We start from the raw sequence: 19282 nt of genomic DNA, 5'->3' as shown, positions 1-19282 counted from the left end.
TCGCCGATATGTCAACGGATGTTGACATATACTCTATCTATGGTTGTGAACAATATCTCTTGCTTCTATCGATCTCTGTGCGGGCCCGTGGTGGGCCGCGCTTGAACAGATCAAGCAAGATCACGTGTCAGGAGAGAAAGATGGCTAACCGCACGATTGCCGGGACAGTCCGCAAGGACGGTACGATCATCTCGGGCGCAGAGTTCTCCGTCGAAAAAACGAATCGCGGAGAATACGTGGTATCCTTCCGTCCCGCCTTTTCCAATGTACATGGCGGCAGCGCGACGCAAATCTACGAAGGGAAGGATGGTTCGACGCTTGATAACGTTGTACTGCGCGTGCTGAACGTAAACAACGCGATCGTCGCTACCGGCGGCCACAAGGGTGACCTGAACGATCGCGACTTCACCTTCGTCTTCAACGGCAGCTGATACCGCTAAGCTGTCATCGGTCCGCCGCCGTCACGACACCGAAGCTCATTCTACTCTTCTGGGAGCAGGAAGCACCAAACGTCGTATGGCTGAGAGAATTCCTCACATAGTAGACCACGGGCGGTGCGAGGGCTTCCTGGACGGGGCGGACCAACAACGCCATGGCTAATTACATGAGCGGGCTAGGCTTGGTTGAAGAGCCCGCGCTTCCGTTTTTCGGACGGGCGCGATCCATCACTGTCCCGAAACGAGGAGCGCAAGGTCAGCCCGATTCGACCTCACTGTGGCAGGGAATCCGGGGCAACGTCACTGGCAGCCTGGCTTCTTTGGGGAATGCCGATGTTGCACGAACCTGCTCCAACGGCAGGGACCGCAGCGCCCGTAAGTGCCCCCTGCCCTAGCACCCCAGCCGATCGGCAATCCCGCCAAAATCCTTGGCAACGATGTCCCAGTTGCCGGTGGCGTCGAAATCGATCTTCTGGAGCGGGCCGTATTCGGTCGGGCGCGCGACGAAGGCGGTCTTGAGACCATTGTTCTGCGCGGCCTGGAGATCGCCGTTGTGGGCGGCGACCATCATCACCTCCGCCGGTTTGAGGCCGAGGAGCCGCGCGGCACCGAGATAGGTCTCGGGATCGGGCTTGTAGTGCTCGAACAGCTCGGCCGACATCACGAGATCCCAAGGCAGGCCTGCGAACTTTGCCAGGTTGGTGAGCAGCGCGACGTTGCCGTTCGACAGCGGCGAAATCACGAATTTGGTCTTCAGCCGCCTCAAGCCGCCGACGCTGTCGGGCCAGGGGTGCAGGCGATGCCAGCCCTTGGTGAGGTAATCGAGATCGGTTTCGGTGAGGCCCTTGATGGCGAACTTCTCGACCAGCTTCTCCAGCGAGCGGCGGTGCAAATCGTCGAGAATGACATAGCCGCGCTCGGGATGTTTGCGCACGTCATCCATCGAAGCCATGTACATGCCGCGCCAGGCATCGACGAGGGCCGTCCAGTCCGCGGTGATGCCGCGGCCCTTCCCCCACCACATGAAGTCGGTGATCAGGCTGGTGCGCCAGTCGACGACGGTTCCGAACACGTCGAACACGAGGGCTTTGGTGGCTGAGAGATCGGACATGTGCGCTTTCCCCTGTTATTCTTGTTATCATTCCGGGGCACCGGGACCGCGCGAAGCGCGGCCCGGCGAACCCGGAAGTTGCGGCGCGAGATTTCGGGCTCGACGTCACCCCGGAGCGACGGCAGGCGTCAGTCGAGGTGGAACTTCGCCAGCTCGCGGTGCTCGGCCTTGATGTAGCGCACGGTGCCGGTGACCGAGCGCATCACGACGGTCTCGGTCTCGATCACACCGTCCTTGCGGAACTTGACGCCCGAGAGCAGCGAGCCGGTGGTAACGCCGGTGGCGGCGAACAGGCAGTCGCCGCGCGCCATGTCCTCGATGCCGTAGATCATCTTGGGATCGTTGACGCCCATCTTGGCGGCGCGCTCGCGCTTCTCGTCGGAGTCGAGGATCAGCCGGCACTGCATCTGACCGCCGATGCAGCGCAGCGCCACGGCTGCGAGCACGCCTTCCGGCGCGCCACCTGTGCCGAGATACATGTCGACGCCGGTGTTATCAGGGTCGGCGCAGTGGATCACGCCGGCAACGTCGCCGTCGGTGATGAGGCGCACGGCCGCGCCAGTCGAGCGCACGCTCTGGATGATGTCGGCGTGGCGCGGACGGTCGAGCACGAGAACGGTGATGCCTTCCGGCTTGACGCCCTTGGCCTTGGCGAGCCGGCGAACGTTGTCGGCCGGCGAGGCATCGAGCTCGACCACGCCCTTGTCGTAGCCCGGACCGATCGCGAGCTTCTGCATGTAGACGTCGGGGGCGTGCAGCAGCGTGCCACCATCGGCCATCGCCATGGTGGCGATCGAACCCGGCATGTTCTTGGCGCACAGCGTGGTGCCCTCGAGCGGATCGACCGCGATGTCGACCTTGGGGCCCGCCTTGAGGCCGACCTGCTCGCCGATGAAAAGCATCGGCGCCTCGTCGCGCTCGCCCTCACCGATCACGATGGTGCCTTCGATGGGCAGCTTGTTCAGCTCGCGGCGCATGGCGTCGACCGCGGCCTGATCGGCCGCCTTCTCGTTGCCGTGGCCACGCAGCCGCGCCGAAGATACCGCCGCCCGTTCCGTCACCCGCACGATCTCCAGCGTGAGAATGCGCTCGAGCAGCATCTGCGGGGGGACTGAAATATGGGTCGACATTGGCTCACTCCTTCAAAACAGCTCTCAGCGGATGTCCGCCGCATCAGTTCGCAACGTCACGGTTCGGTTCGAACCGCTCTTCCGGATCTTGCTCTAGTTCTTCTCGATCCGTATCACCTGCGGCCGCCCGCTGATCACCTTATCGTGCTGCACGGCGGCTAGCGCACGACGGACGGCGTCCTCGTGGGTCGCATAGGTGATCAGGATGACGGGCACGGGCACAGCCTTGCCGGCGGTCTGCGCAGGGCCGCCATTGGGGTGGCGCTGCACGATGGATTCGATCGAAATCTTCTGCTCCGCAAGCCGCGTCGCGATCGCCGCTGCCGTGCCCGGGAAATCGCGTGCCAAGAGGCGGATGTAGTAGCCGCCCTCGTGCCGCTCCATCGGCGCCTTGCTGGTGTCGCGCAGCTGCGCCACCGGCCGGCCGAATGGATTGGCGCGAATGCCGCGCGCGACATCGGCGATATCGGCGACGACGGCAGAGGCCGTCGCAGCGCCGCCCGCGCCAGGGCCGACCAGCGTGATCGGCGGAATGCCTTCGCCATCGATCGTGACCGCATTGGTGACGCCCATCACCTGCGCAATCGAGGACGACTTTGGAACCATGGTCGGATGCACGCGCTGCTCGATGCCCTTCGCCGTGCGCACGGCAACGCCGAGCAACTTGACGCGGTAACCGAGATCGGCGGCCGCGCGAAGATCTTCCGGAGCGATCGAGGAGATGCCTTCGACATATACTGCGCTTTGAGCAACTTTCGTGCCGAAGGCGAGGCTCGCCAGGATCGCGAGCTTCTGCGCGGTGTCGTGGCCGTCGACGTCGAAGGACGGATTGGCCTCGGCATAGCCAAGCCGCTGCGCATCCTTCAGGCATTCGGCGAACGACAGACCCTCCTGCTCCATCCGCGTCAGGATGTAATTGCAGGTGCCGTTGAGGATGCCATAGACGCGGTTGATGCCGGTTCCGGCGAGGCCCTCGCGCAGCGTCTTGATCACGGGGATCGCGGCGCCGACGGCTGCCTCGAAATTCAGCGCGCCGCCGTGCTTTTCGGCGGCTTTCGCCAGCTTGATGCCGTGCTTGGCAAGCAGTGCCTTGTTGGCGGTGACGACGGACTTGCCCGCGCTCAGCGCGGCTTCGACAGCGGACAGTGCGGGGTCGCTTGCCCCGCCCATCAGCTCGACGAAGCAGTCGATGCCGGGATCCGTGGCGAGCGCCATCGGATCCTTGGCCCATTCGACGCCGTGCAGGTCGATGCTGCGCTTCTTCGCCTTGGAGCGCGCGGTGACGGCGACGACGCGGATGCCACGGCCGCTGCGGCCCGCGAGCACGCGGGCCTGGGTTTCAATCAAGCGGACAACTTCGGCGCCCACAGTGCCGAGCCCCGCGATACCCACTTTGAGGGGTGCGACCATAATGCTTCGAAAACCTGCCGGAAGGAATTAACGCCGATTGGCGAGCGGAACGACGTTGTGCAACGTTTCGATGCCGCTTTCAAGGAAGCGGCGCACGCCGCGCGCGGCCTGCCTGATCCGTTGCTCGTTTTCCACCATGGCGATGCGGACATATCCTTCGCCATGCTCGCCGAAGCCGACGCCGGGCGATACCACCACGCCGGATTTCTCGACCATCAGGGTCGCGAACTCCATGCTGCCCACGCTGCGGAAAGCTTCGGGCAGCGGCGCCCATGCGAACATCGACGCATCCGGCGGCGGGATCTCCCAGCCGGCGCGGCCGAACGATTCCACCAGCGCGTCGCGGCGCTTGCGGTAAGTGTCGCGCATCTCCTTGATGCAATCGTCGGGGCCGTTCAGCGCCGCGGTTGCGGCAACCTGGACCGGCGTGAACGCGCCATAATCGAGATAGGACTTCACGCGGGCGAGCGCCGCGATGACGCGCTCATTGCCGACCGCAAAGCCCATGCGCCAGCCTGCCATCGAATAGGTCTTCGACATCGAGGTAAACTCGACGGTGACGTCGATTGCGCCGGGCACCTCGAGGACCGAGGGCGGCGGATTCTTGTCGTCGAAATAGACCTCGGCATAAGCGAGGTCGGACAGGATCAGGATCTCGTGCTTCTTCGCGAAGGCGACGAGGTCCTTGTAGAAGTCGAGGCTCGCGACGTAGGCGGTCGGGTTCGAGGGATAGCAGACGACGAGCGCCAGCGGTTTTGGGATCGAGTGGACGATCGCCCGCTCGACCGCTTCGAAGAATTGCGGCGTCGGCTCCGACGGCACCGAGCGGATCACGCCGCCCGCCATCAAAAAACCGAAGGCGTGAATCGGATAGCTCGGATTGGGGCAGAGGATCACATCGCCCGGCGCGGTGATCGCCTGCGCCACGTTGGCAAAGCCCTCCTTCGAGCCGAGCGTCGCGACCACCTGGGTGTCCGGATTGAGTTTTACGCCGAAGCGGCGGGCGTAATAGGCGGCTTGCGCCCTGCGCAACCCGGGGATGCCACGCGAGGCCGAGTAGCGGTCGGTGCGCGGCTTGCCGAGGGTCTCCTTGAGCTTCTCCAGCACGTGCGGCGGAGCCGGCAGGTCCGGATTGCCCATGCCGAGGTCGATGATGTCGGCGCCGGCGTTCCGCGCGGCCGCCTTGGCCCGGTTGACCTGTTCGAACACGTAAGGCGGCAGACGGCGGATACGGTAAAATTCTTCCATGGGTTCCAGGCTCCGAGCAACCGGCCAGGGCAGAATCGGGAGGGCTCGACAATTCAATCGAGAGGATGCCGGCCCCCGCCTGAAACCCACTCCAAATCAAATGTTTAGAGTGGGTTCTTTAAGGCAGGGACTGAACTCCCTCACCCTGACTTTCGGCTGAATGAGGTCTTTTAGCACGGAGAGGCGGTCGCGCCAGCGATTACGTTGGCGCGAGGTTACTTAGCTGACGGTTATTTGGCTTGAAATTACTTGCCGTTCGCGTCCTTGGCGGCCGCCGCGGCCTGACGGTCGCGCGCGGCCGTCAGCTCGGCTTCGATCTTGGCGCGCTGATCCGGCGGGATCACCGCCTCGTCGCGCGCCGGCGGCAGATCATGCACAGGCAGATAGCCGCCTGCCTCTTTCGGATGCGGCTGCGTGTCTGCCGGCGTCAAATCGGCGATCTGGCTCGAGCAGCCGCCAAGCGAAAACGCAATCATGAGCAGCGCACACGGCGCAAGCCGCCTCGTTTGTCGGTCCCACAACGCCAACACTTGGGGAATCCCCTACTCGTCCCAACAGCACGGCCGGTGGAGCTTACCCCCAACAGCGCACCTCGGCTCAAACCATTGCTGCCCTCAATGGCGCGAGCCGACTTACATCCAAGACCCCTGCCGCCATTGGTGAACCCTGATTGTGACAGAAGCAAGAACTATGTCGCAGTGCAACACATGTTCGCACGCGATTAACCTCAAAGCTGCGAGCTTCGCGGTGACGAATGCGGAATGAATCGTTACTGTTCTGTCCATGAGTACCGTCACGACCGATACCCCCAAGTCCGGGACAAACGCGTCCGAAAAGAAGTTCGATGCGGAAGCCTTCGCGATGAACGTCGCGCGGGCCATGGAAAGCGGAGGCAAGGCGCTTGCCGCCTACCTCAGACCGCGCGAAATCGGCGAGGTCCAGGACCGCCCGCCGCCCGAGCTGACCGAGATGGTCAAGACCTTCACCGCGGTCGCCGAATACTGGCTGTCGGACAATGCGCGCTCCTCGGAGCTCCAGGCGCGGCTCGCCAAGGACTATCTCGACCTCTGGGGCTCGGCGGCCCGCCGCATGGCCGGCGAGGACGCGCCGCCCGCGATCGCGCCCTCGCCGCGCGACAAGCGCTTCGCCGATCCCGAGTGGAAGTCGAACCAGTTCTTCGATTTCATGATGCAGCTCTATCTGCTCACGACCAAGCGCGCGCAGGAGCTGGTGAACGACGCGCAAGGCCTCGATCCGCACACTCGCCGCAAGGCGGAGTTTTACGTGCAGCAGATCACCAACGCGCTGTCGCCGTCGAATTTCGTGCTGACCAATCCGGAGGTGCTGCGCCAGACGGTCGCAAGCTCCGGCGACAATCTGGCGAAGGGCCTGCAAATGCTGGCCGAGGATATCGCGGCCGGCAAGGGCATGCTGAAGATCCGCCAGTCCAATCCGGACAATCTCGAGCTCGGCGTCAACATGGCGACGACGCCCGGCAAGGTGATCTACCAGAACGAGATGATGCAGCTCATCCAGTATGAGCCGACCACCGAGAAGGTGCTGCGCACGCCGCTCCTGATCGTGCCGCCCTGGATCAACAAGTTCTACATTCTCGATCTCAAGCCGGAAAAATCCTACATCAAATGGTGCGTCGATCAGGGCATCACGGTGTTCGTGATCTCCTGGGTCAATCCGGACAAGCGGCTCGGCAACAAGGGCTGGGAAGACTACATGAAGGAAGGCCCGCTCACGGCGATGGACGTGATCGAGCGGGCGACCGGCGAGATGAAGGTGCACACCGCCGGCTATTGCGTCGGCGGTACGATGCTCGCGACCACGCTGGCCTGGCTTGCCGAGAAGCGCCGCCAGCGCGTCGCTTCTGCGACATTCTTTGCCGCGCAGGTCGACTTCACCCATGCGGGCGATCTCCTCGTGTTCGTCGACGAGGAGCAGATCTCGGCGCTCGAGCATGACATGAAGGCCGCCGGCGTGCTCGAAGGCTCCAAGATGGCGATGGCCTTCAACATGCTGCGTTCCAACGATCTGATCTGGTCCTACGTCGTCAGCAATTATCTGAAGGGCCAGCAGCCGAGCGCGTTCGACCTGCTGCACTGGAATTCGGACGCAACCCGCATGACGGCGGCGAACCATTCCTATTATTTGCGCAATTGCTACTTGGAGAACCGGCTGTCGACGGGCAGCATGGTGCTCGACAACACGCTGCTCGATCTCTCCAAGGTCAAGGTGCCCGTCTACAATCTCGCCACCCGCGAGGACCACATCGCGCCGGCCGAATCCGTGCTCTACGGCTCGCAGTTTTTCGGCGGTCCGGTGAAATATGTGCTGTCGGGCTCGGGCCACATCGCGGGCGTCATCAACCCGCCGGCTTCGAACAAGTACCAGTACTGGACCAACGACAACATCAAGGCCGTCAACGTCGCGCAGTGGATGAAGGGCGCAGAGGAGCACAAGGGCTCGTGGTGGCCGGACTGGCGCGAATGGCTGGGTGGGCTGGACCCCGAGGAGGTCCCGGCACGCACGGTGGGCAGCGCGGCGGTGCCGCCGATCGAGGACGCGCCCGGCAGCTACGTCCGCGTTCGCGCATAGCGGAATCTCTCGCGCTTTTGTATAAGCTCCCTGTTTAGCACGGCGAACAAAGTGGGGATCGGACTATGACGCGCGAATTGTTCTGGCTGACCTTGACGGTGATCCTGACCGGCATCCTCTGGATCCCCTACATCATCAACCGCTGCCAGGTTCGCGGCCTTTCGGGCGCCATGGCCAACCCGTCCCGCAACGACAAGCCGCATGCCGAATGGGCGACGCGGCTGATGTTCGCGCACGACAATGCGGTCGAGAACCTCGTGATCTTCGCGCCGCTGGTGCTGATCCTGAACGCGATCGACTACTCGAGCAAATGGACGGTGCTGGCCTGCGCCGTCTATTTCTGGGCCCGCGTCGCGCATCTGATCGTGTACTCGCTTGGCCTGCCGGTGTTCCGCACGCTGGCCTTCACCGTCGGCTTCCTCGCCCAAGCCGTGCTGGCGCTGGCGATATTCAAGGTGGTTTGATCTCGTGTCCCGGACGCGGCGCAGCACGCCAGTGATGCGCCGCAGAGCCGGGACCCAGAGACGTTGGCAGCACCGCCGAAATATGTAACGTTAGGTAGTAACGGGCCGCCGGCGTCTTCTCCATGCAGACATGCTTTTTCGTCTACATCCTCGCGAGCAAACGAATGGCACACTCTATGTCGGGGTCACCAACGACCTCGCCCGCCGAATGGTCGAGCATAAGGCCAGGCTCGTTCCAGGATTTTCCCGACAGTACGACGTGACCCTGCTCGTCTATTTCGAAACGTACGCATCCATCCTCGACGCGCGGGCCCGCGAGCATTGCTTGAAGCGTTGGCGGCGCGCCTGAAAGCTCCGGCTGATAGAGAAGCTCAATCCAACTTGGCGTGATCTGACGAAGGATCTGAACTCCTTGGCGACCTGACTGGGCCCCGGCTCTGCAGCGCATCGTTTCACGCTGCGCTGCGTCCGGGGCACGAGCGCGCCCTACTCCTCCGGCAATCCCAGCATCAGCCGCATGTTCTGCACGGCGGCGCCCGAGGCGCCCTTGCCGAGATTGTCCAGACGCGCGACCAGCACCGCCTGGTGATACTTGTCGCTGGCGAAGACGTAGAGCTCGAGCGTGTTGGTCTCGTTGAGCGCCTCCGGCTCGAGCCGGCCGCTCCTGGTTGCCTCGTTCTGAAGCGGCATCACCGAGACGTATTTCGAGCCTGCATAACGCTGTGCAAGCGCGACCCGAAGATCAGCGCCATCAGGCTTGCCCGGCAGCGTGTCGAGCTGGAGCGGCACTGAGACCAGCATTCCCTGCCGGTAGTTGCCGACGGAGGGGATGAAGATCGGCCGCCGCGTCAGGTTCGAATAGAGCTGCATCTCCGGCAGATGCTTGTGCTCGAAGCCGAGGCCGTAGAGCTCGAAGGACGGCGCGCTGCCGTCTTCAAAGCTCGCGATCATCGACTTGCCGCCACCGGAATAGCCGCTCACCGCATTGACGGTGACGGGATAGTCTTGCGGGAGCAGGCCGGCATCGACGATCGGCCGCAATAGCGCAATCGCGCCGGTCGGATAGCAGCCGGGATTGGAGACCTTTTTCGCGGCCTTGATCTTGTCGGCCTGATCGGGCGTGAGCTCGGGAAAGCCGTAAGCCCAGTCGGGCGCAACGCGGTACGCGGTCGAAGCGTCAAGCACTTTCGGCGCCGAGGCGCCCATGCTGTCGACGAGCGCGACCGTCTCCTTGGCGGCGTCATCGGGCAGGCAGAGGATGACGAGATCGACCTCCTCCATCAGCGCCTTCTTGGCCGCCGGATCCTTGCGCTTGTCGTCGGGAAGCGTCTTCACCGCGACGTCGCCTTGCAGCTTGAGCCGCTCGTTGATGCCGAGGCCGGTCGTGCCGGAGCCGCCGTCGACGAAGACGACCGGCTTCTTGGTGGCAGCACCGGCATCCGGGGCTTTTTTGGTCTCAGCGAGGCTCATGTCGCGCTCCTTTCGAGCTTGGTCGTGTCATCTGCAAAGGCTTGATCAGTGAAGACTTGCGGCCGGGTCTGTCGCATCAATTGTGAAATCGCTTTCGCGTCGGCATCGCCATCGCCGAGCGCATTGGCGATCGCGGCATAGTCGGCTTCGGACTTGTGCTGGTTGAGCTTGAAACTGCCTTCGACCTCTTCAACCGTCATGACCAGGCCAACGATCGCCTTCTTCATCGACTCGAGTCGCCCCGCCGTCATCTTCGCCGAGGTCCAGGGCTTCTTCGGCTTGAGCCAGTCCTCGAACTTGGCGCTGAGCGTGTCGATCTGCACCGCGAGCTCCGCGTCCGACAAGACCCGCACCGGCCCGGTCAGATGCACCGACTGGTAGAGCCAGGTCGGCACCTGGTCCGGCGAGACGTACCAGTCCGGCGATACATAGGCTTCCGGACCATTGATCGCGAGCAGCCACGACGTGGACCCGTCCGCGAGCTTTACCAGCGGATTGTGACGGGCAGCATGAAAGGCGGCCTGCGGCGTGCCGTCATCGGCATAGGTCAGATAGAACGGCAGCGAGGACGCGACCGGCTTTTTGCCGTCGAAGGCGCACATGGTGCCGAACCCGCGCTCCTCCGCGAATTTGAGGCTCGCGGCGCGGTCCTGCTTGAAAAGGGGTGGCGTGTACATCTCGGTCTCCTGCTGGGCCTCTTGGGGGGCCGCCGGATCAGATCGCGCTGACAGGAGAGAGAATGCCGCGGATTGGATCCAGCGGCAAAGACGATGATCTCAAACGCGATCGACCGCCCAAACCGCGAAAGAGCGGCGGCGGCGACGGGCGAACGGAATGGTCGCGGCGTTGATCATGGCGCGCGGCTATAAGACCATGCAGTCCCGGCGTCAAGGTTTGACACCGTCACACCAGGCGCAAAATCCACTCCATGATCCTGGCCATCACGTCGCCGAACAACAGCAGCGCCGCCGCCCAGACCAGTGCCGAGACGAAATTGGCGGCCTGAAAGCTCCAATACGGCATCTCGAAAATGCCGGCGGCGAGCGGCACGGAGGCGCGCAAGGGGCCAAAGAAGCGGCCGATGAAGATGCTCGGCACGCCCCAGCTCCTGACGAAGGCTTCGCCGCGCGGCAGGATCTCCGGATAGCGCGACAACGGCCACATCTGCGCGACCTGCTCCTTGTAGCGGAAGCCGAACCAGTAGGAGACCCAGTCGCCGAGCGCCGCCCCGATCGCACCCGCAATCCAGACCGGATAGAAACTGATGCCGCTCACCCCGATCAGGGCGCCGATCGCAACCAGAGCACCCCAGGCCGGGATCAGAAGCGAGATGAAGGCGAGCGATTCACCGAATGCCAAAAGGAACACGATCGGTGCTGCCCAGACCTGATGAACGCGCACGAACTCCGCCAGCGCGTTCGCATATTGCTCCATGCCAAAAATGCCTTCCCCGCCCCGCCGCGCGTCCGTGATCGTGAAAATGACTGGTAAGCCAACGCCTTGCGTGACATCAAGTCACAAAGACCGGCTCGGTACGGGCCATGAAGTCAAATTGCCGGGAACAAAGGGCTGGGGCGGCGTAAAATCGCCGGGATTGGCTCGCAACGACACCGGCGACCGGCCGAAGGTCACTTTTTCAGGCCAGCCGTGGCATAGTCGGACTAACCGATTCGCCGCCTCCGCGGCCCTCAAAACGCATCAAGATATATGTCCAAGCAGTTGAAAACCAAAGTAAAAGACGACCTGTTCGGCGCCGATGAGCCGAAGCCCCGCGCGCCCGCCAAGGCAGCCTCGCGCGCGAGCGGTGGCGAGGCCGACTACACCGCGGCCGACATCGAGGTGCTGGAGGGTCTGGAACCGGTCCGGCGCCGTCCCGGCATGTATATCGGCGGCACCGACGAGAAGGCGCTGCATCACCTGTTCGCTGAAGTCATCGACAACTCGATGGACGAGGCACTCGCCGGGCACGCGACCTTCATCGAGGTCGATCTGAGCGCGGACGGTTTTCTCACCGTCACCGACAACGGCCGCGGCATCCCTGTCGACCCGCATCCGAAGTTTCCGAAGAAGTCGGCGCTCGAAGTCATCATGTGCACGCTGCATTCGGGCGGCAAGTTCGACTCCAAGGTCTATGAGACCTCGGGCGGTCTGCATGGCGTCGGCATCTCCGTCGTCAACGCCCTCTCCTCGCGCCTCGAGGTCGAGGTTGCGCGCAGCCAGAAGCTCTATCGCATGACGTTCGAGCGCGGGCACCCGAAGGGCAAGATCGAGGATCTCGGCAAGGTCAACAACCGCCGCGGCACGCGTGTGCGCTTCAAGCCGGATACCGACATCTTCGGCGCCAAGGCTGCGTTCAAACCCCAGCGCCTGTTCAAGATGACGCGTTCGAAGGCGTATCTGTTCGGCGGCGTCGAGATTCGCTGGAATTGCGCGCCCGAGCTCTTGAAGGGCGTCGAGGACGTGCCGCCGGAAGCGACGTTCCACTTCCCCGGCGGCTTGAAGGATTATCTCGCCGCCGCGATCCACGCCGACACGCTGGTGCATCCCGACATCTTCTCCGGAAAGTCCGGCCGCAACGGCGCGCACGGCGCCTGCGAATGGGCCGTGGCGTGGACTGCGGACGCCGACGGCTTCCTGTCCTCCTACACCAACACCGTGCCGACGCCCGATGGCGGCACGCACGAATCCGGCTTGCGCAGCGCGCTGCTGCGCGGCCTGAAGGACCACGCCGAGCGCGTCGGCCAGGGCAAGCGCGCGGCCTCGGTCACCTCGGAAGACGTGATGGTGGGCGCGGCCGTCATGCTCTCGGTGTTCGTGCGCGAGCCTGAATTCCAGGGCCAGACCAAGGATCGTCTCGCCACTGCCGAGGCCCAGCGCATCGTCGAGCAGGCGATGAAGGACCCGTTCGACCATTGGCTCTCCGGCAATCCGAACCAGGCCAACCGGCTGCTCGATTTCGTGATCGATCGCGCCGAGGAGCGACTGCGCCGCCGCCAGGAGAAAGAGACCGCGCGCAAGACCGCCGGCAAGAAGCTGCGCCTGCCCGGCAAGCTCGCCGACTGCACCGACGCGGGAACGGAAGGCTCCGAGCTCTTCATCGTGGAGGGCGACTCGGCCGGCGGCAGCGCCAAGCAGGCGCGCGATCGCAAGACCCAGGCCGTGCTGCCGCTTCGCGGCAAGATCCTCAACGTCGCCTCTGCCGGCAAGGACAAGCTGACGGCGAACACCCAACTCGCCGACCTCGTGCAGGCGATCGGCTCCGGCACGCTCGCGCAATATCGCGAAGAGGATCTGCGCTATCAGCGAATCATCATCATGACCGATGCCGACGTCGACGGCGCCCATATCGCTTCGCTGCTGATCACTTTCTTCTACCGGCAGATGCCGCGGCTGATCGACGAGGGCCACCTCTTCCTGGCGGTGCCGCCGCTCTACAAGCTGACGCACGGTTCCAAGTCGGTCTACGCCCGCGACGACGCACACAAGGAGGCGCTGCTCAAGAGCGAATTCAACGCCAACGCCAAGGTCGAGGTGAACCGCTTCAAAGGCCTTGGCGAGATGATGCCGGCGCAGCTCAAGGAAACCACCATGGACCCGGCGCGGCGGACGCTGCTCAAGGTGGTCCTGCTCGCCGACGACCGCGACACCACGGCCGATTCGGTCGAGCGACTGATGGGCACCAAAGCGGAGGCACGGTTTGCCTTCATTTCGGACAAGGCCGAATTCGCCAGCGAAGACATGCTGGACGTGTGAGTCCAACGCCACCTCTAAGCAGTTCATATCAAATAGTAATTTCGGTCGGCGCCAGCCGCTGGCTGAGGTGTGTCTTCCGTACAACTGCGGAGCGTTTTCGGGTGATTGTGTCTGACCGGCAACAGCTTTTCGCTGGGAACCAGCTATAGTTCGGGCATCAGTTGAACGGAATTCAGTGCGCTCGCGCCTGTTGGACACAGACCGGAACTTGGGGATTTGGATATGAACAAGATTGTACTCGCTCTGACGGCGGTCATGGCGATGACGAGCGCAGCTTCGGCGGCTGACCTGGGTGCCCGGCCCTACACCAAGGCTCCGGTGGTTGCAGCTCCGGTCACCAGCTGGACCGGCTGCTATCTCGGCGCCGGCGGCGGCGGCGCGATGACCAACAACGACTACAACGATTTCGTCACCGCGACCGGCGCTGTGCTTGATCCCAACATCACCGGTGGTGCACGCGGCTGGTTCGGCACGGTCCAGGGCGGCTGCGACTACCAGTACCAGAACTGGGTCTTTGGCGCGTTCGCCGATTATGACTTCATGGACGTGCACGGCGACCACTCCACTCTCGGTGGCTTTGCCGGTCAGCAGAAGCAAGACTGGCAGTGGGCTGTGGGCGGCCGCGTCGGCTATCTGGTCCTCCCGCAGTTGCTGACCTACGTCTCCGGCGGTTACACGCAGGGCCATTGGAAGGGCACGGACTATAGCTTCCTTGGAGCTCCGGCCGTTTCGACGTCTGGCTTCACGAAGGGCGGCTGGTTCATCGGCACCGGCGACGAGTATGCTTTGACCAGCTTCCTCCCCGGCCTGTTCTGGAAGACCGAGTATCGTTACTCGGAGTTTGACCGCGCCAACACTGACATCACCTTCTTTGGTGGCGGGCTGACGGGCGCTACCCAGACTCAGAAGCTGCGCGAGCACAGCGTGCGCAGCGAGCTGGTCTACCGCTTCAACTGGGGTGGCCCGGTCGTCGCCAAGTACTGATCTGAGATTCGACATTGACTTCAAAAGCCCCGGCATCGACGGGGCTTTTTCGTTGCTCACTCAATAGAACAGCCCGGCGTGGCGCTTGTCATAGTCGTTGCGCCATATCGCCGTCTCGAGCCATGCCGTCCCGGCCGGATCGAAGGCGCGCAGATCCGCTCTTCGCAGCCAGACCGCATAGATCGCGGTCAACGCGATCGCGAGCGCGAGCCCGACGCCTGCCCTGCGAAAGGACATGACAGCATCCCTCTCCTCGCCCCTCCGTCAGCCCGGTGGCCATTGTATCCGCACCAAAGCTACGGCTAGTCTGGCCCCAAGTTGTTTGCGACCGCCGGCATTGTCGATGTTGCGGCGCGACAGAAGCAGACCGACGGGAGGGACGCATGCGCAGATTTCTGCTGATCGCAGGCCTGTTTGCGACTGCCATCGGCCTGATCTGGATCGGACAGGGCACTGGCACGTTTCCATGGCCGCGGTCGAGCTTCATGGTCAACCAGCTGCAATGGGCCGGCTACGGCGCGGCCATGGCCGGGTTCGGGTTGGTCCTGATCTGGGAAAGCAGCCAATAGAAGAAACAAACAAGAAGAAAAGGACATCACAGCATGACACTCAGCCGGTTCGATCTCCGTGGCAAGGTCGCGATCGTCACGGGCGGCAATGGTGGCATCGGGCTCGGCATGGCTTGCGGGCTCGCCGATGCCGGCGCCGACATCGCCGTGATTGGCCGCAACGAAGCGAAGTCGAAAGCGGCGGTCGAGGATCTCCGCCAGCGCGGCATCAAGGCGATCGCGGTTGCGACCGACGTCACCGACAAGACGGCGGTCGAGGCGATGGTTGCGCGTGTCGCAAAGGAACTCGGCCGCATCGACATCCTCGTCAACAATGCCGGCATGAGCATCCGCAAGCCGCCGCACGAGCTCGAGCTCGAAGAATGGAGCAAGGTGATCGACACCAACCTCACCAGCGCTTTCGTGTGCTCGAAGGCAGCCTATCCCGCGCTGAAGGCGTCCGGCCACGGCAAGGTGATCAACATCGGCTCGATGATGTCGATCTTCGGCGCGAGCTTCGCGCCGGCCTATGCGGCGAGCAAGGGCGGCATCGTGCAGTTCACGCGCGCCTGCGCCAACGCCTGGGCGGCCGACAACATCCAGGTCAACGCCATCCTGCCCGGCTGGATCGACACCGATCTCACGCGCGGCGCACGTGAACAGGTGACTGGACTGCATGAGCGCGTGCTCGCCCGCACGCCCGCGGGGCGCTGGGGCCATATCGACGACTTCGCGGGCATCGCGGTGTTCCTGGCATCATCCGGATCCGATTTCGTCACGGGCACCGCGATTCCCGTCGATGGCGGATTCTCGGTGATGGCGTAGGAAGCGTCCGGCGCATTAAAAAAGCCCCGGCTTGCGCCGGGGCTTCGCGTTTCGTCTGGAAGGCTGTCCAGTCTCAGTAGCGCGCGATGACGGGCGCATCGAACTTGTAGCTCGCGCGCACCACCGCCCACTGAATGTCGCGCGGTTTGGCGTCGAAGGTGTAAGTTCCCGCGGCCGTGCCGGCGAGCTGATAGGTCTGGCTTGTGAAGGCGGCGTAGTTGTACTCGACACCGACGATCCAGTTGCGGGTGATGCCGTATTCCCAGCCGGCGCCGACGGTCCAGCCGTTTGCCCAGTGCGTCTGACCGCCCGCGCCAGTTGCCGGCCCAACCGTATCAGAGACCGAGAGGCGGTTGTTCGCGCCGGCGTAGCCGCCCTTGATGTAGAACAGGTTGTTCTGCACGGAGAAGCCGGCACGGCCGACGATCGTCGCCAGCACGTTGGTGCGCCAGCTGAACACGTCGTCACCTGCGCCGAACGCCGTGTTCACGACGGTGCCGCGATTGTCGAGCCCGGAGATCGTGCCTTCGAGGCCGAACACGTAGTTGCTGGCCTGCCAGTTGTAACCGATCTGTGCGCCGCCGATGAGGCCGGAGCCGCGCTGGCGATAGCCCTGGCCCGGCGTGAGATCGCCGAATGCCGTGGTGTTCGCGCTGTTGATGAACTGCTCGTTCGTCCAGGCGCCGCCGATGTGGCCGCCGACATAGAAACCCGTCCAGTTGAAGAGCGGCTCGATATAGGCCGGAGCCTTCGTGTAGGGCCGCGCGGCGAGATCGGCGGCGAAAGCGTGACCTGCAGCGACGAGCGCGGTGGTGCAGGTGAAGGCGGCAATCAACTTGGAACGCATTGTACAACCCTTGTCCTTGGATGGGGCGCACACTCACAGACAGTTCTTACTAAAATTGGAATCCACGAAGTTAAGCGGCATGACAGCTTTCGCTCGCTTCGAATCGAATTGCGCTGTTGCACTCGCGCAACGCGCACGATGCGATTTAACGCGCCGTTATCCCTACCGAACCGTTCACACGGTCACGATGCGCGCGCGACCGGCGAATGTACGTGCTCCGGTCGTACGCCGAGTGCGATAAAGCGCGCAGGAATTTTCTGGAGCCACGGCAGCGCCGTGACCAAGCGCACGATCAGCGGAACCTTCACGGGCTGGTTGCCGGGCCTGAGTGCACCGCTGATGATGTTGTTCTGCACGACGACCTGCATCGCCTGCGTCATCTTTACCGGAAATGCTCGCCGCTGCCGCACGGCGTCGAGCTCGTCTTCGGATGGGCAGCCGTTCCGGATCTTGTCCGCAAGCAGATTGGCGGTCGCAACCGCATCCTGGACCGCGAGATTGACGCCGACGCCGCCGACCGGCGACATCGCGTGCGCGGCATCGCCGATGCAGAGCAGGCCCGGCCGGGTCCAGCGCTTCATGCGGTTGATCGCGACGGTAAGGAGCTTGACGTCGTCCCAGCTCTTCACGTCGGAGATTCCGGATGAAAGGATCGGCGCCATGCGGACGACCTCGTCGAGCAGTGCTTGCAGCCCCCTCGCCTTCACCGCGTCATACTGCCCTTTGGCGATGACATAGGCGCATTGCCAGTACTCGCCGCGATCGAAGGTGATCATCATCTTGCCGGGCTCGACGCGCGCGAACACGTTCTCGGATTCGTTCGGCCGCTGTCCGGCGCGAAACCACAGCACGTCCATCGGCGCGCCGATCTCCTCGACTGCGAGGCCCGCGCGCTGGCGAACCGTCGAATGACGGCCGTCGCAGGCGATGGTCAGATCCGCCTCGATGTCGATCGGACCTTCCGGCGTCGTCGCGCGCACGCCGGCAATCGCCTCGCCGCGCCGGATCAGGTCGGTTGCCTCAGTGCTCATCATCACCTTGAGCGAGGGAAAGCGCTGACCGCTCTCGCGCAAGAAATTCAAGAAGTCCCATTGCGGCATGAAGGCGATGAAGGGGTATTTGGTGTCAAGCCGGCGGATATCGGCGATGCGCACCGGCGTGCCGCCGAACATGCCGTCGAGCGTCTGCAAGCGTTGATGCGGCAGTTTCAGGAAACCGTCGATCAGGCCGAGCTCGTCCATGACCTGGAGCGTCGAGGGATGCACGGTATCGCCGCGAAAATCGCGGAAGAAATCCGCATGCTTCTCCAGCACCGCGACATCGATGCCGGCGCGTCCCAGGAGATAGCCGAGCATCATCCCGGCCGGCCCGCCGCCGACGATGCAGCAGCGGACTTTCATGGAACGAGGTGCGGTTGGCTGTTGCAGCGCGTTGGCGTTCATGATCCGGTTCTCGGCGGTTTCAACAACGATTGTCGCGCCGGCTCGGCACCAAGATGCTGAGTGACAAGATCGAGGAACTCACTGGCCAGCGGCGAGATGCTGAGTGACCTATGGCGAATGACGCCAACCGTACGCTTGATTTCAGGGGCAGAGATGGGAACGGCCCGGATATTGGAGCCGGCAGTTGTCGGCAGGGCCATGGCCGGCAAGATGGCGCAGCCGACGCCTGCTTCCAGAAATCCAAGGATGCAGGAAACGTGCTCGACCTCGTAGAACCACCGCAGCTTCAGGGCGGCATTTCCGAGCAACACTTCCAGCAGGAGCCTGTTGCCACTGTCGCGCCCGCCAATGACGAGCCGAACTTTCGCCATCGCCTGTAGCTCTTGCAGGGTCACCTCGTGACGCGCGGCCAGCGCGTCGTCCTTGTGCACGGCCAGGACGAAACGATCTGCCAACAACGGTGCGAACGTTAGATCCGGATCTGTGCCCGGATCCACACCGATGCCGAATTCGGCCAATCCCGACAAGACCTGACGAACGACAAAGTCCTGGTTGCCATCGAAGACCTGCACACCGACATTCGGATGCCGCTCGGTGAACGTCCTCAGCAAGGACGGAAAGGCCTGGCACACGACGGTCGGAATGCTGGCCACCCGTATCTTGCCGAAGCGCCTCTCAGCGACCTCGCGGATCGAATCCAGCATCCCGTTGAGGTTGTTGATCTGCTGGCGAGCCATTGGAAGGAAATGGCGTCCAGCTCCGGTGAGAACAACCGACCTCGTGGTGCGGCTGAACAGCTCCACACCCAGCGTCTGCTCCAGCTTCTGGATCCGGCGCGACAGGCCAGGCTGGGTCAGATGGAGTTTCTCAGCGGCACGCTGGAAATTCAGCAGCTCCGCCGCGACCACGAAGGCCTCGAGTTCAGCGTTCTCGACTTTCATGCGGGAGTCTCATCAGTCGCAAGCGAACCCGCATTGGACCTCAATGATGGCGGTTCCTACCATCC

Annotated in this window: 20 protein-coding genes; 8 read left to right on the top strand and 12 right to left on the bottom strand. The window is 63.4% G+C overall.

What is annotated here, in order from left to right; translation table 11 throughout:
• The first annotated feature begins 140 nt into the window (after window positions 1-140).
• A complete protein-coding gene (locus QA640_RS22355) occupies window positions 141-431 on the top strand; it encodes a hypothetical protein (RefSeq protein ID WP_283035125.1) in 291 nt (96 codons plus the stop codon).
• A gap of 397 nt (window positions 432-828) precedes the next feature.
• Here QA640_RS22355 and QA640_RS22350 read toward each other — a convergent pair whose 3' ends face one another.
• From QA640_RS22350 to QA640_RS22330, 5 genes are all read right to left on the bottom strand, one after another.
• Window positions 829-1548, bottom strand: coding sequence for a haloacid dehalogenase type II (locus QA640_RS22350; protein ID WP_283035124.1), 720 nt, complete (start codon window positions 1546-1548; stop codon window positions 829-831).
• Between the two features lie 128 nt (window positions 1549-1676).
• Window positions 1677-2678, bottom strand: a complete 1002-nt coding sequence (gene glpX / locus QA640_RS22345; protein ID WP_283035123.1) for a class II fructose-bisphosphatase — start codon at window positions 2676-2678, stop codon at window positions 1677-1679.
• Between the two features lie 93 nt (window positions 2679-2771).
• Window positions 2772-4088 (bottom strand): homoserine dehydrogenase, encoded by a 1317-nt coding sequence (locus QA640_RS22340; RefSeq protein ID WP_283035122.1) that lies wholly within the window; start codon window positions 4086-4088, stop codon window positions 2772-2774.
• 27 nt (window positions 4089-4115) lie between these two features.
• On the bottom strand, window positions 4116-5336 hold the full coding sequence (locus QA640_RS22335; protein WP_283035121.1) for an LL-diaminopimelate aminotransferase: 1221 nt from the start codon (window positions 5334-5336) through the stop codon (window positions 4116-4118).
• 245 nt (window positions 5337-5581) lie between these two features.
• The gene (locus tag QA640_RS22330) at window positions 5582-5812 is read right to left on the bottom strand and encodes a hypothetical protein (protein ID WP_283042726.1); all 231 of its coding nucleotides are present in this window, start codon (window positions 5810-5812) and stop codon (window positions 5582-5584) included.
• Between the two features lie 307 nt (window positions 5813-6119).
• Here QA640_RS22330 and phaC point away from each other — a divergent pair, with 307 nt between their 5' ends.
• The 3 genes from phaC to QA640_RS22315 all read left to right on the top strand — a co-directional run bounded on the left by phaC (window position 6120) and on the right by QA640_RS22315 (window position 8756).
• Entirely contained in the window at window positions 6120-7943 is a 1824-nt protein-coding gene (phaC, locus tag QA640_RS22325; RefSeq protein WP_283042725.1) for a class I poly(R)-hydroxyalkanoic acid synthase, read from the top strand.
• 65 nt (window positions 7944-8008) lie between these two features.
• Window positions 8009-8407, top strand: coding sequence for an MAPEG family protein (locus tag QA640_RS22320; protein ID WP_283042724.1), 399 nt, complete (start codon window positions 8009-8011; stop codon window positions 8405-8407).
• Window positions 8408-8537: 130 nt separating this feature from the next.
• On the top strand, window positions 8538-8756 hold the full coding sequence (locus tag QA640_RS22315; RefSeq protein WP_349253741.1) for a GIY-YIG nuclease family protein: 219 nt from the start codon (window positions 8538-8540) through the stop codon (window positions 8754-8756).
• Between the two features lie 137 nt (window positions 8757-8893).
• On the opposite strand, the gene argC is transcribed toward QA640_RS22315, so the two are convergent.
• From argC to QA640_RS22300, 3 genes are all read right to left on the bottom strand, one after another.
• Window positions 8894-9877: an N-acetyl-gamma-glutamyl-phosphate reductase gene (argC, locus tag QA640_RS22310; RefSeq protein WP_283042723.1), complete on the bottom strand. Its 984-nt coding sequence runs from the start codon at window positions 9875-9877 to the stop codon at window positions 8894-8896.
• The gene (locus tag QA640_RS22305) at window positions 9874-10554 is read right to left on the bottom strand and encodes an FMN-binding negative transcriptional regulator (protein WP_283042722.1); all 681 of its coding nucleotides are present in this window, start codon (window positions 10552-10554) and stop codon (window positions 9874-9876) included. Before QA640_RS22305 ends, argC begins: the two co-directional genes overlap by 4 nt.
• Before the next feature lie 226 nt (window positions 10555-10780).
• Window positions 10781-11311, bottom strand: a complete 531-nt coding sequence (locus QA640_RS22300) for a DedA family protein (RefSeq protein WP_283042721.1) — start codon at window positions 11309-11311, stop codon at window positions 10781-10783.
• A gap of 273 nt (window positions 11312-11584) precedes the next feature.
• Here QA640_RS22300 and parE point away from each other — a divergent pair, with 273 nt between their 5' ends.
• Window positions 11585-13630, top strand: a complete 2046-nt coding sequence (parE, locus tag QA640_RS22295) for a DNA topoisomerase IV subunit B (protein WP_283042720.1) — start codon at window positions 11585-11587, stop codon at window positions 13628-13630.
• Between the two features lie 222 nt (window positions 13631-13852).
• The gene (locus QA640_RS22290; RefSeq protein WP_283042719.1) at window positions 13853-14614 is read left to right on the top strand and encodes a porin family protein; all 762 of its coding nucleotides are present in this window, start codon (window positions 13853-13855) and stop codon (window positions 14612-14614) included.
• Window positions 14615-14674: 60 nt separating this feature from the next.
• Here the strand turns inward: QA640_RS22290 and QA640_RS22285 are convergent, their stop codons facing one another.
• Window positions 14675-14851 (bottom strand): hypothetical protein, encoded by a 177-nt coding sequence (locus tag QA640_RS22285; protein WP_283042718.1) that lies wholly within the window; start codon window positions 14849-14851, stop codon window positions 14675-14677.
• Between the two features lie 146 nt (window positions 14852-14997).
• Here QA640_RS22285 and QA640_RS22280 point away from each other — a divergent pair, with 146 nt between their 5' ends.
• Window positions 14998-15183, top strand: coding sequence for a hypothetical protein (locus tag QA640_RS22280; RefSeq protein WP_283042717.1), 186 nt, complete (start codon window positions 14998-15000; stop codon window positions 15181-15183).
• Window positions 15184-15216: 33 nt separating this feature from the next.
• Window positions 15217-15987, top strand: a complete 771-nt coding sequence (locus QA640_RS22275; protein WP_283042716.1) for a glucose 1-dehydrogenase — start codon at window positions 15217-15219, stop codon at window positions 15985-15987.
• A gap of 73 nt (window positions 15988-16060) precedes the next feature.
• Here QA640_RS22275 and QA640_RS22270 read toward each other — a convergent pair whose 3' ends face one another.
• The 3 genes from QA640_RS22270 to QA640_RS22260 all read right to left on the bottom strand — a co-directional run bounded on the left by QA640_RS22270 (window position 16061) and on the right by QA640_RS22260 (window position 19217).
• Window positions 16061-16834, bottom strand: coding sequence for an outer membrane beta-barrel protein (locus tag QA640_RS22270; protein WP_283042715.1), 774 nt, complete (start codon window positions 16832-16834; stop codon window positions 16061-16063).
• Window positions 16835-17016: 182 nt separating this feature from the next.
• The gene (locus QA640_RS22265; RefSeq protein WP_283042714.1) at window positions 17017-18276 is read right to left on the bottom strand and encodes an FAD-dependent oxidoreductase; all 1260 of its coding nucleotides are present in this window, start codon (window positions 18274-18276) and stop codon (window positions 17017-17019) included.
• Complete coding sequence (locus QA640_RS22260; RefSeq protein ID WP_283042713.1) at window positions 18273-19217, bottom strand: LysR family transcriptional regulator; 945 nt, start codon at window positions 19215-19217, stop codon at window positions 18273-18275. Before QA640_RS22260 ends, QA640_RS22265 begins: the two co-directional genes overlap by 4 nt.
• Window positions 19218-19282 lie beyond the last annotated feature (65 nt).

The sequence above is a fragment of the Bradyrhizobium sp. CB82 genome, from assembly GCF_029714405.1.
GTDB lineage: Bacteria > Pseudomonadota > Alphaproteobacteria > Rhizobiales > Xanthobacteraceae > Bradyrhizobium.
This window is presented reverse-complemented; position numbering and strand designations above follow the sequence as displayed.

Excerpts from the sequence above, each read along its gene's own strand:
- QA640_RS22355 (WP_283035125.1), top strand. The coding sequence starts at position 141 with ATGGCTAACCGCACGATTGCCGGGACAGTCCGCAAGGACGGTACGATC.
- QA640_RS22350 (WP_283035124.1), bottom strand. The coding sequence starts at position 1,548 with ATGTCCGATCTCTCAGCCACCAAAGCCCTCGTGTTCGACGTGTTCGGA.
- glpX (WP_283035123.1), bottom strand. The coding sequence starts at position 2,678 with ATGTCGACCCATATTTCAGTCCCCCCGCAGATGCTGCTCGAGCGCATT.
- QA640_RS22340 (WP_283035122.1), bottom strand. The coding sequence starts at position 4,088 with ATGGTCGCACCCCTCAAAGTGGGTATCGCGGGGCTCGGCACTGTGGGC.
- QA640_RS22335 (WP_283035121.1), bottom strand. The coding sequence starts at position 5,336 with ATGGAAGAATTTTACCGTATCCGCCGTCTGCCGCCTTACGTGTTCGAA.
- QA640_RS22330 (WP_283042726.1), bottom strand. The coding sequence starts at position 5,812 with ATGATTGCGTTTTCGCTTGGCGGCTGCTCGAGCCAGATCGCCGATTTG.
- phaC (WP_283042725.1), top strand. The coding sequence starts at position 6,120 with ATGAGTACCGTCACGACCGATACCCCCAAGTCCGGGACAAACGCGTCC.
- QA640_RS22320 (WP_283042724.1), top strand. The coding sequence starts at position 8,009 with ATGACGCGCGAATTGTTCTGGCTGACCTTGACGGTGATCCTGACCGGC.
- QA640_RS22315 (WP_349253741.1), top strand. The coding sequence starts at position 8,538 with ATGCTTTTTCGTCTACATCCTCGCGAGCAAACGAATGGCACACTCTAT.
- argC (WP_283042723.1), bottom strand. The coding sequence starts at position 9,877 with ATGAGCCTCGCTGAGACCAAAAAAGCCCCGGATGCCGGTGCTGCCACC.
- QA640_RS22305 (WP_283042722.1), bottom strand. The coding sequence starts at position 10,554 with ATGTACACGCCACCCCTTTTCAAGCAGGACCGCGCCGCGAGCCTCAAA.
- QA640_RS22300 (WP_283042721.1), bottom strand. The coding sequence starts at position 11,311 with ATGGAGCAATATGCGAACGCGCTGGCGGAGTTCGTGCGCGTTCATCAG.
- parE (WP_283042720.1), top strand. The coding sequence starts at position 11,585 with ATGTCCAAGCAGTTGAAAACCAAAGTAAAAGACGACCTGTTCGGCGCC.
- QA640_RS22290 (WP_283042719.1), top strand. The coding sequence starts at position 13,853 with ATGAACAAGATTGTACTCGCTCTGACGGCGGTCATGGCGATGACGAGC.
- QA640_RS22285 (WP_283042718.1), bottom strand. The coding sequence starts at position 14,851 with ATGTCCTTTCGCAGGGCAGGCGTCGGGCTCGCGCTCGCGATCGCGTTG.
- QA640_RS22280 (WP_283042717.1), top strand. The coding sequence starts at position 14,998 with ATGCGCAGATTTCTGCTGATCGCAGGCCTGTTTGCGACTGCCATCGGC.
- QA640_RS22275 (WP_283042716.1), top strand. The coding sequence starts at position 15,217 with ATGACACTCAGCCGGTTCGATCTCCGTGGCAAGGTCGCGATCGTCACG.
- QA640_RS22270 (WP_283042715.1), bottom strand. The coding sequence starts at position 16,834 with ATGCGTTCCAAGTTGATTGCCGCCTTCACCTGCACCACCGCGCTCGTC.
- QA640_RS22265 (WP_283042714.1), bottom strand. The coding sequence starts at position 18,276 with ATGAACGCCAACGCGCTGCAACAGCCAACCGCACCTCGTTCCATGAAA.
- QA640_RS22260 (WP_283042713.1), bottom strand. The coding sequence starts at position 19,217 with ATGAAAGTCGAGAACGCTGAACTCGAGGCCTTCGTGGTCGCGGCGGAG.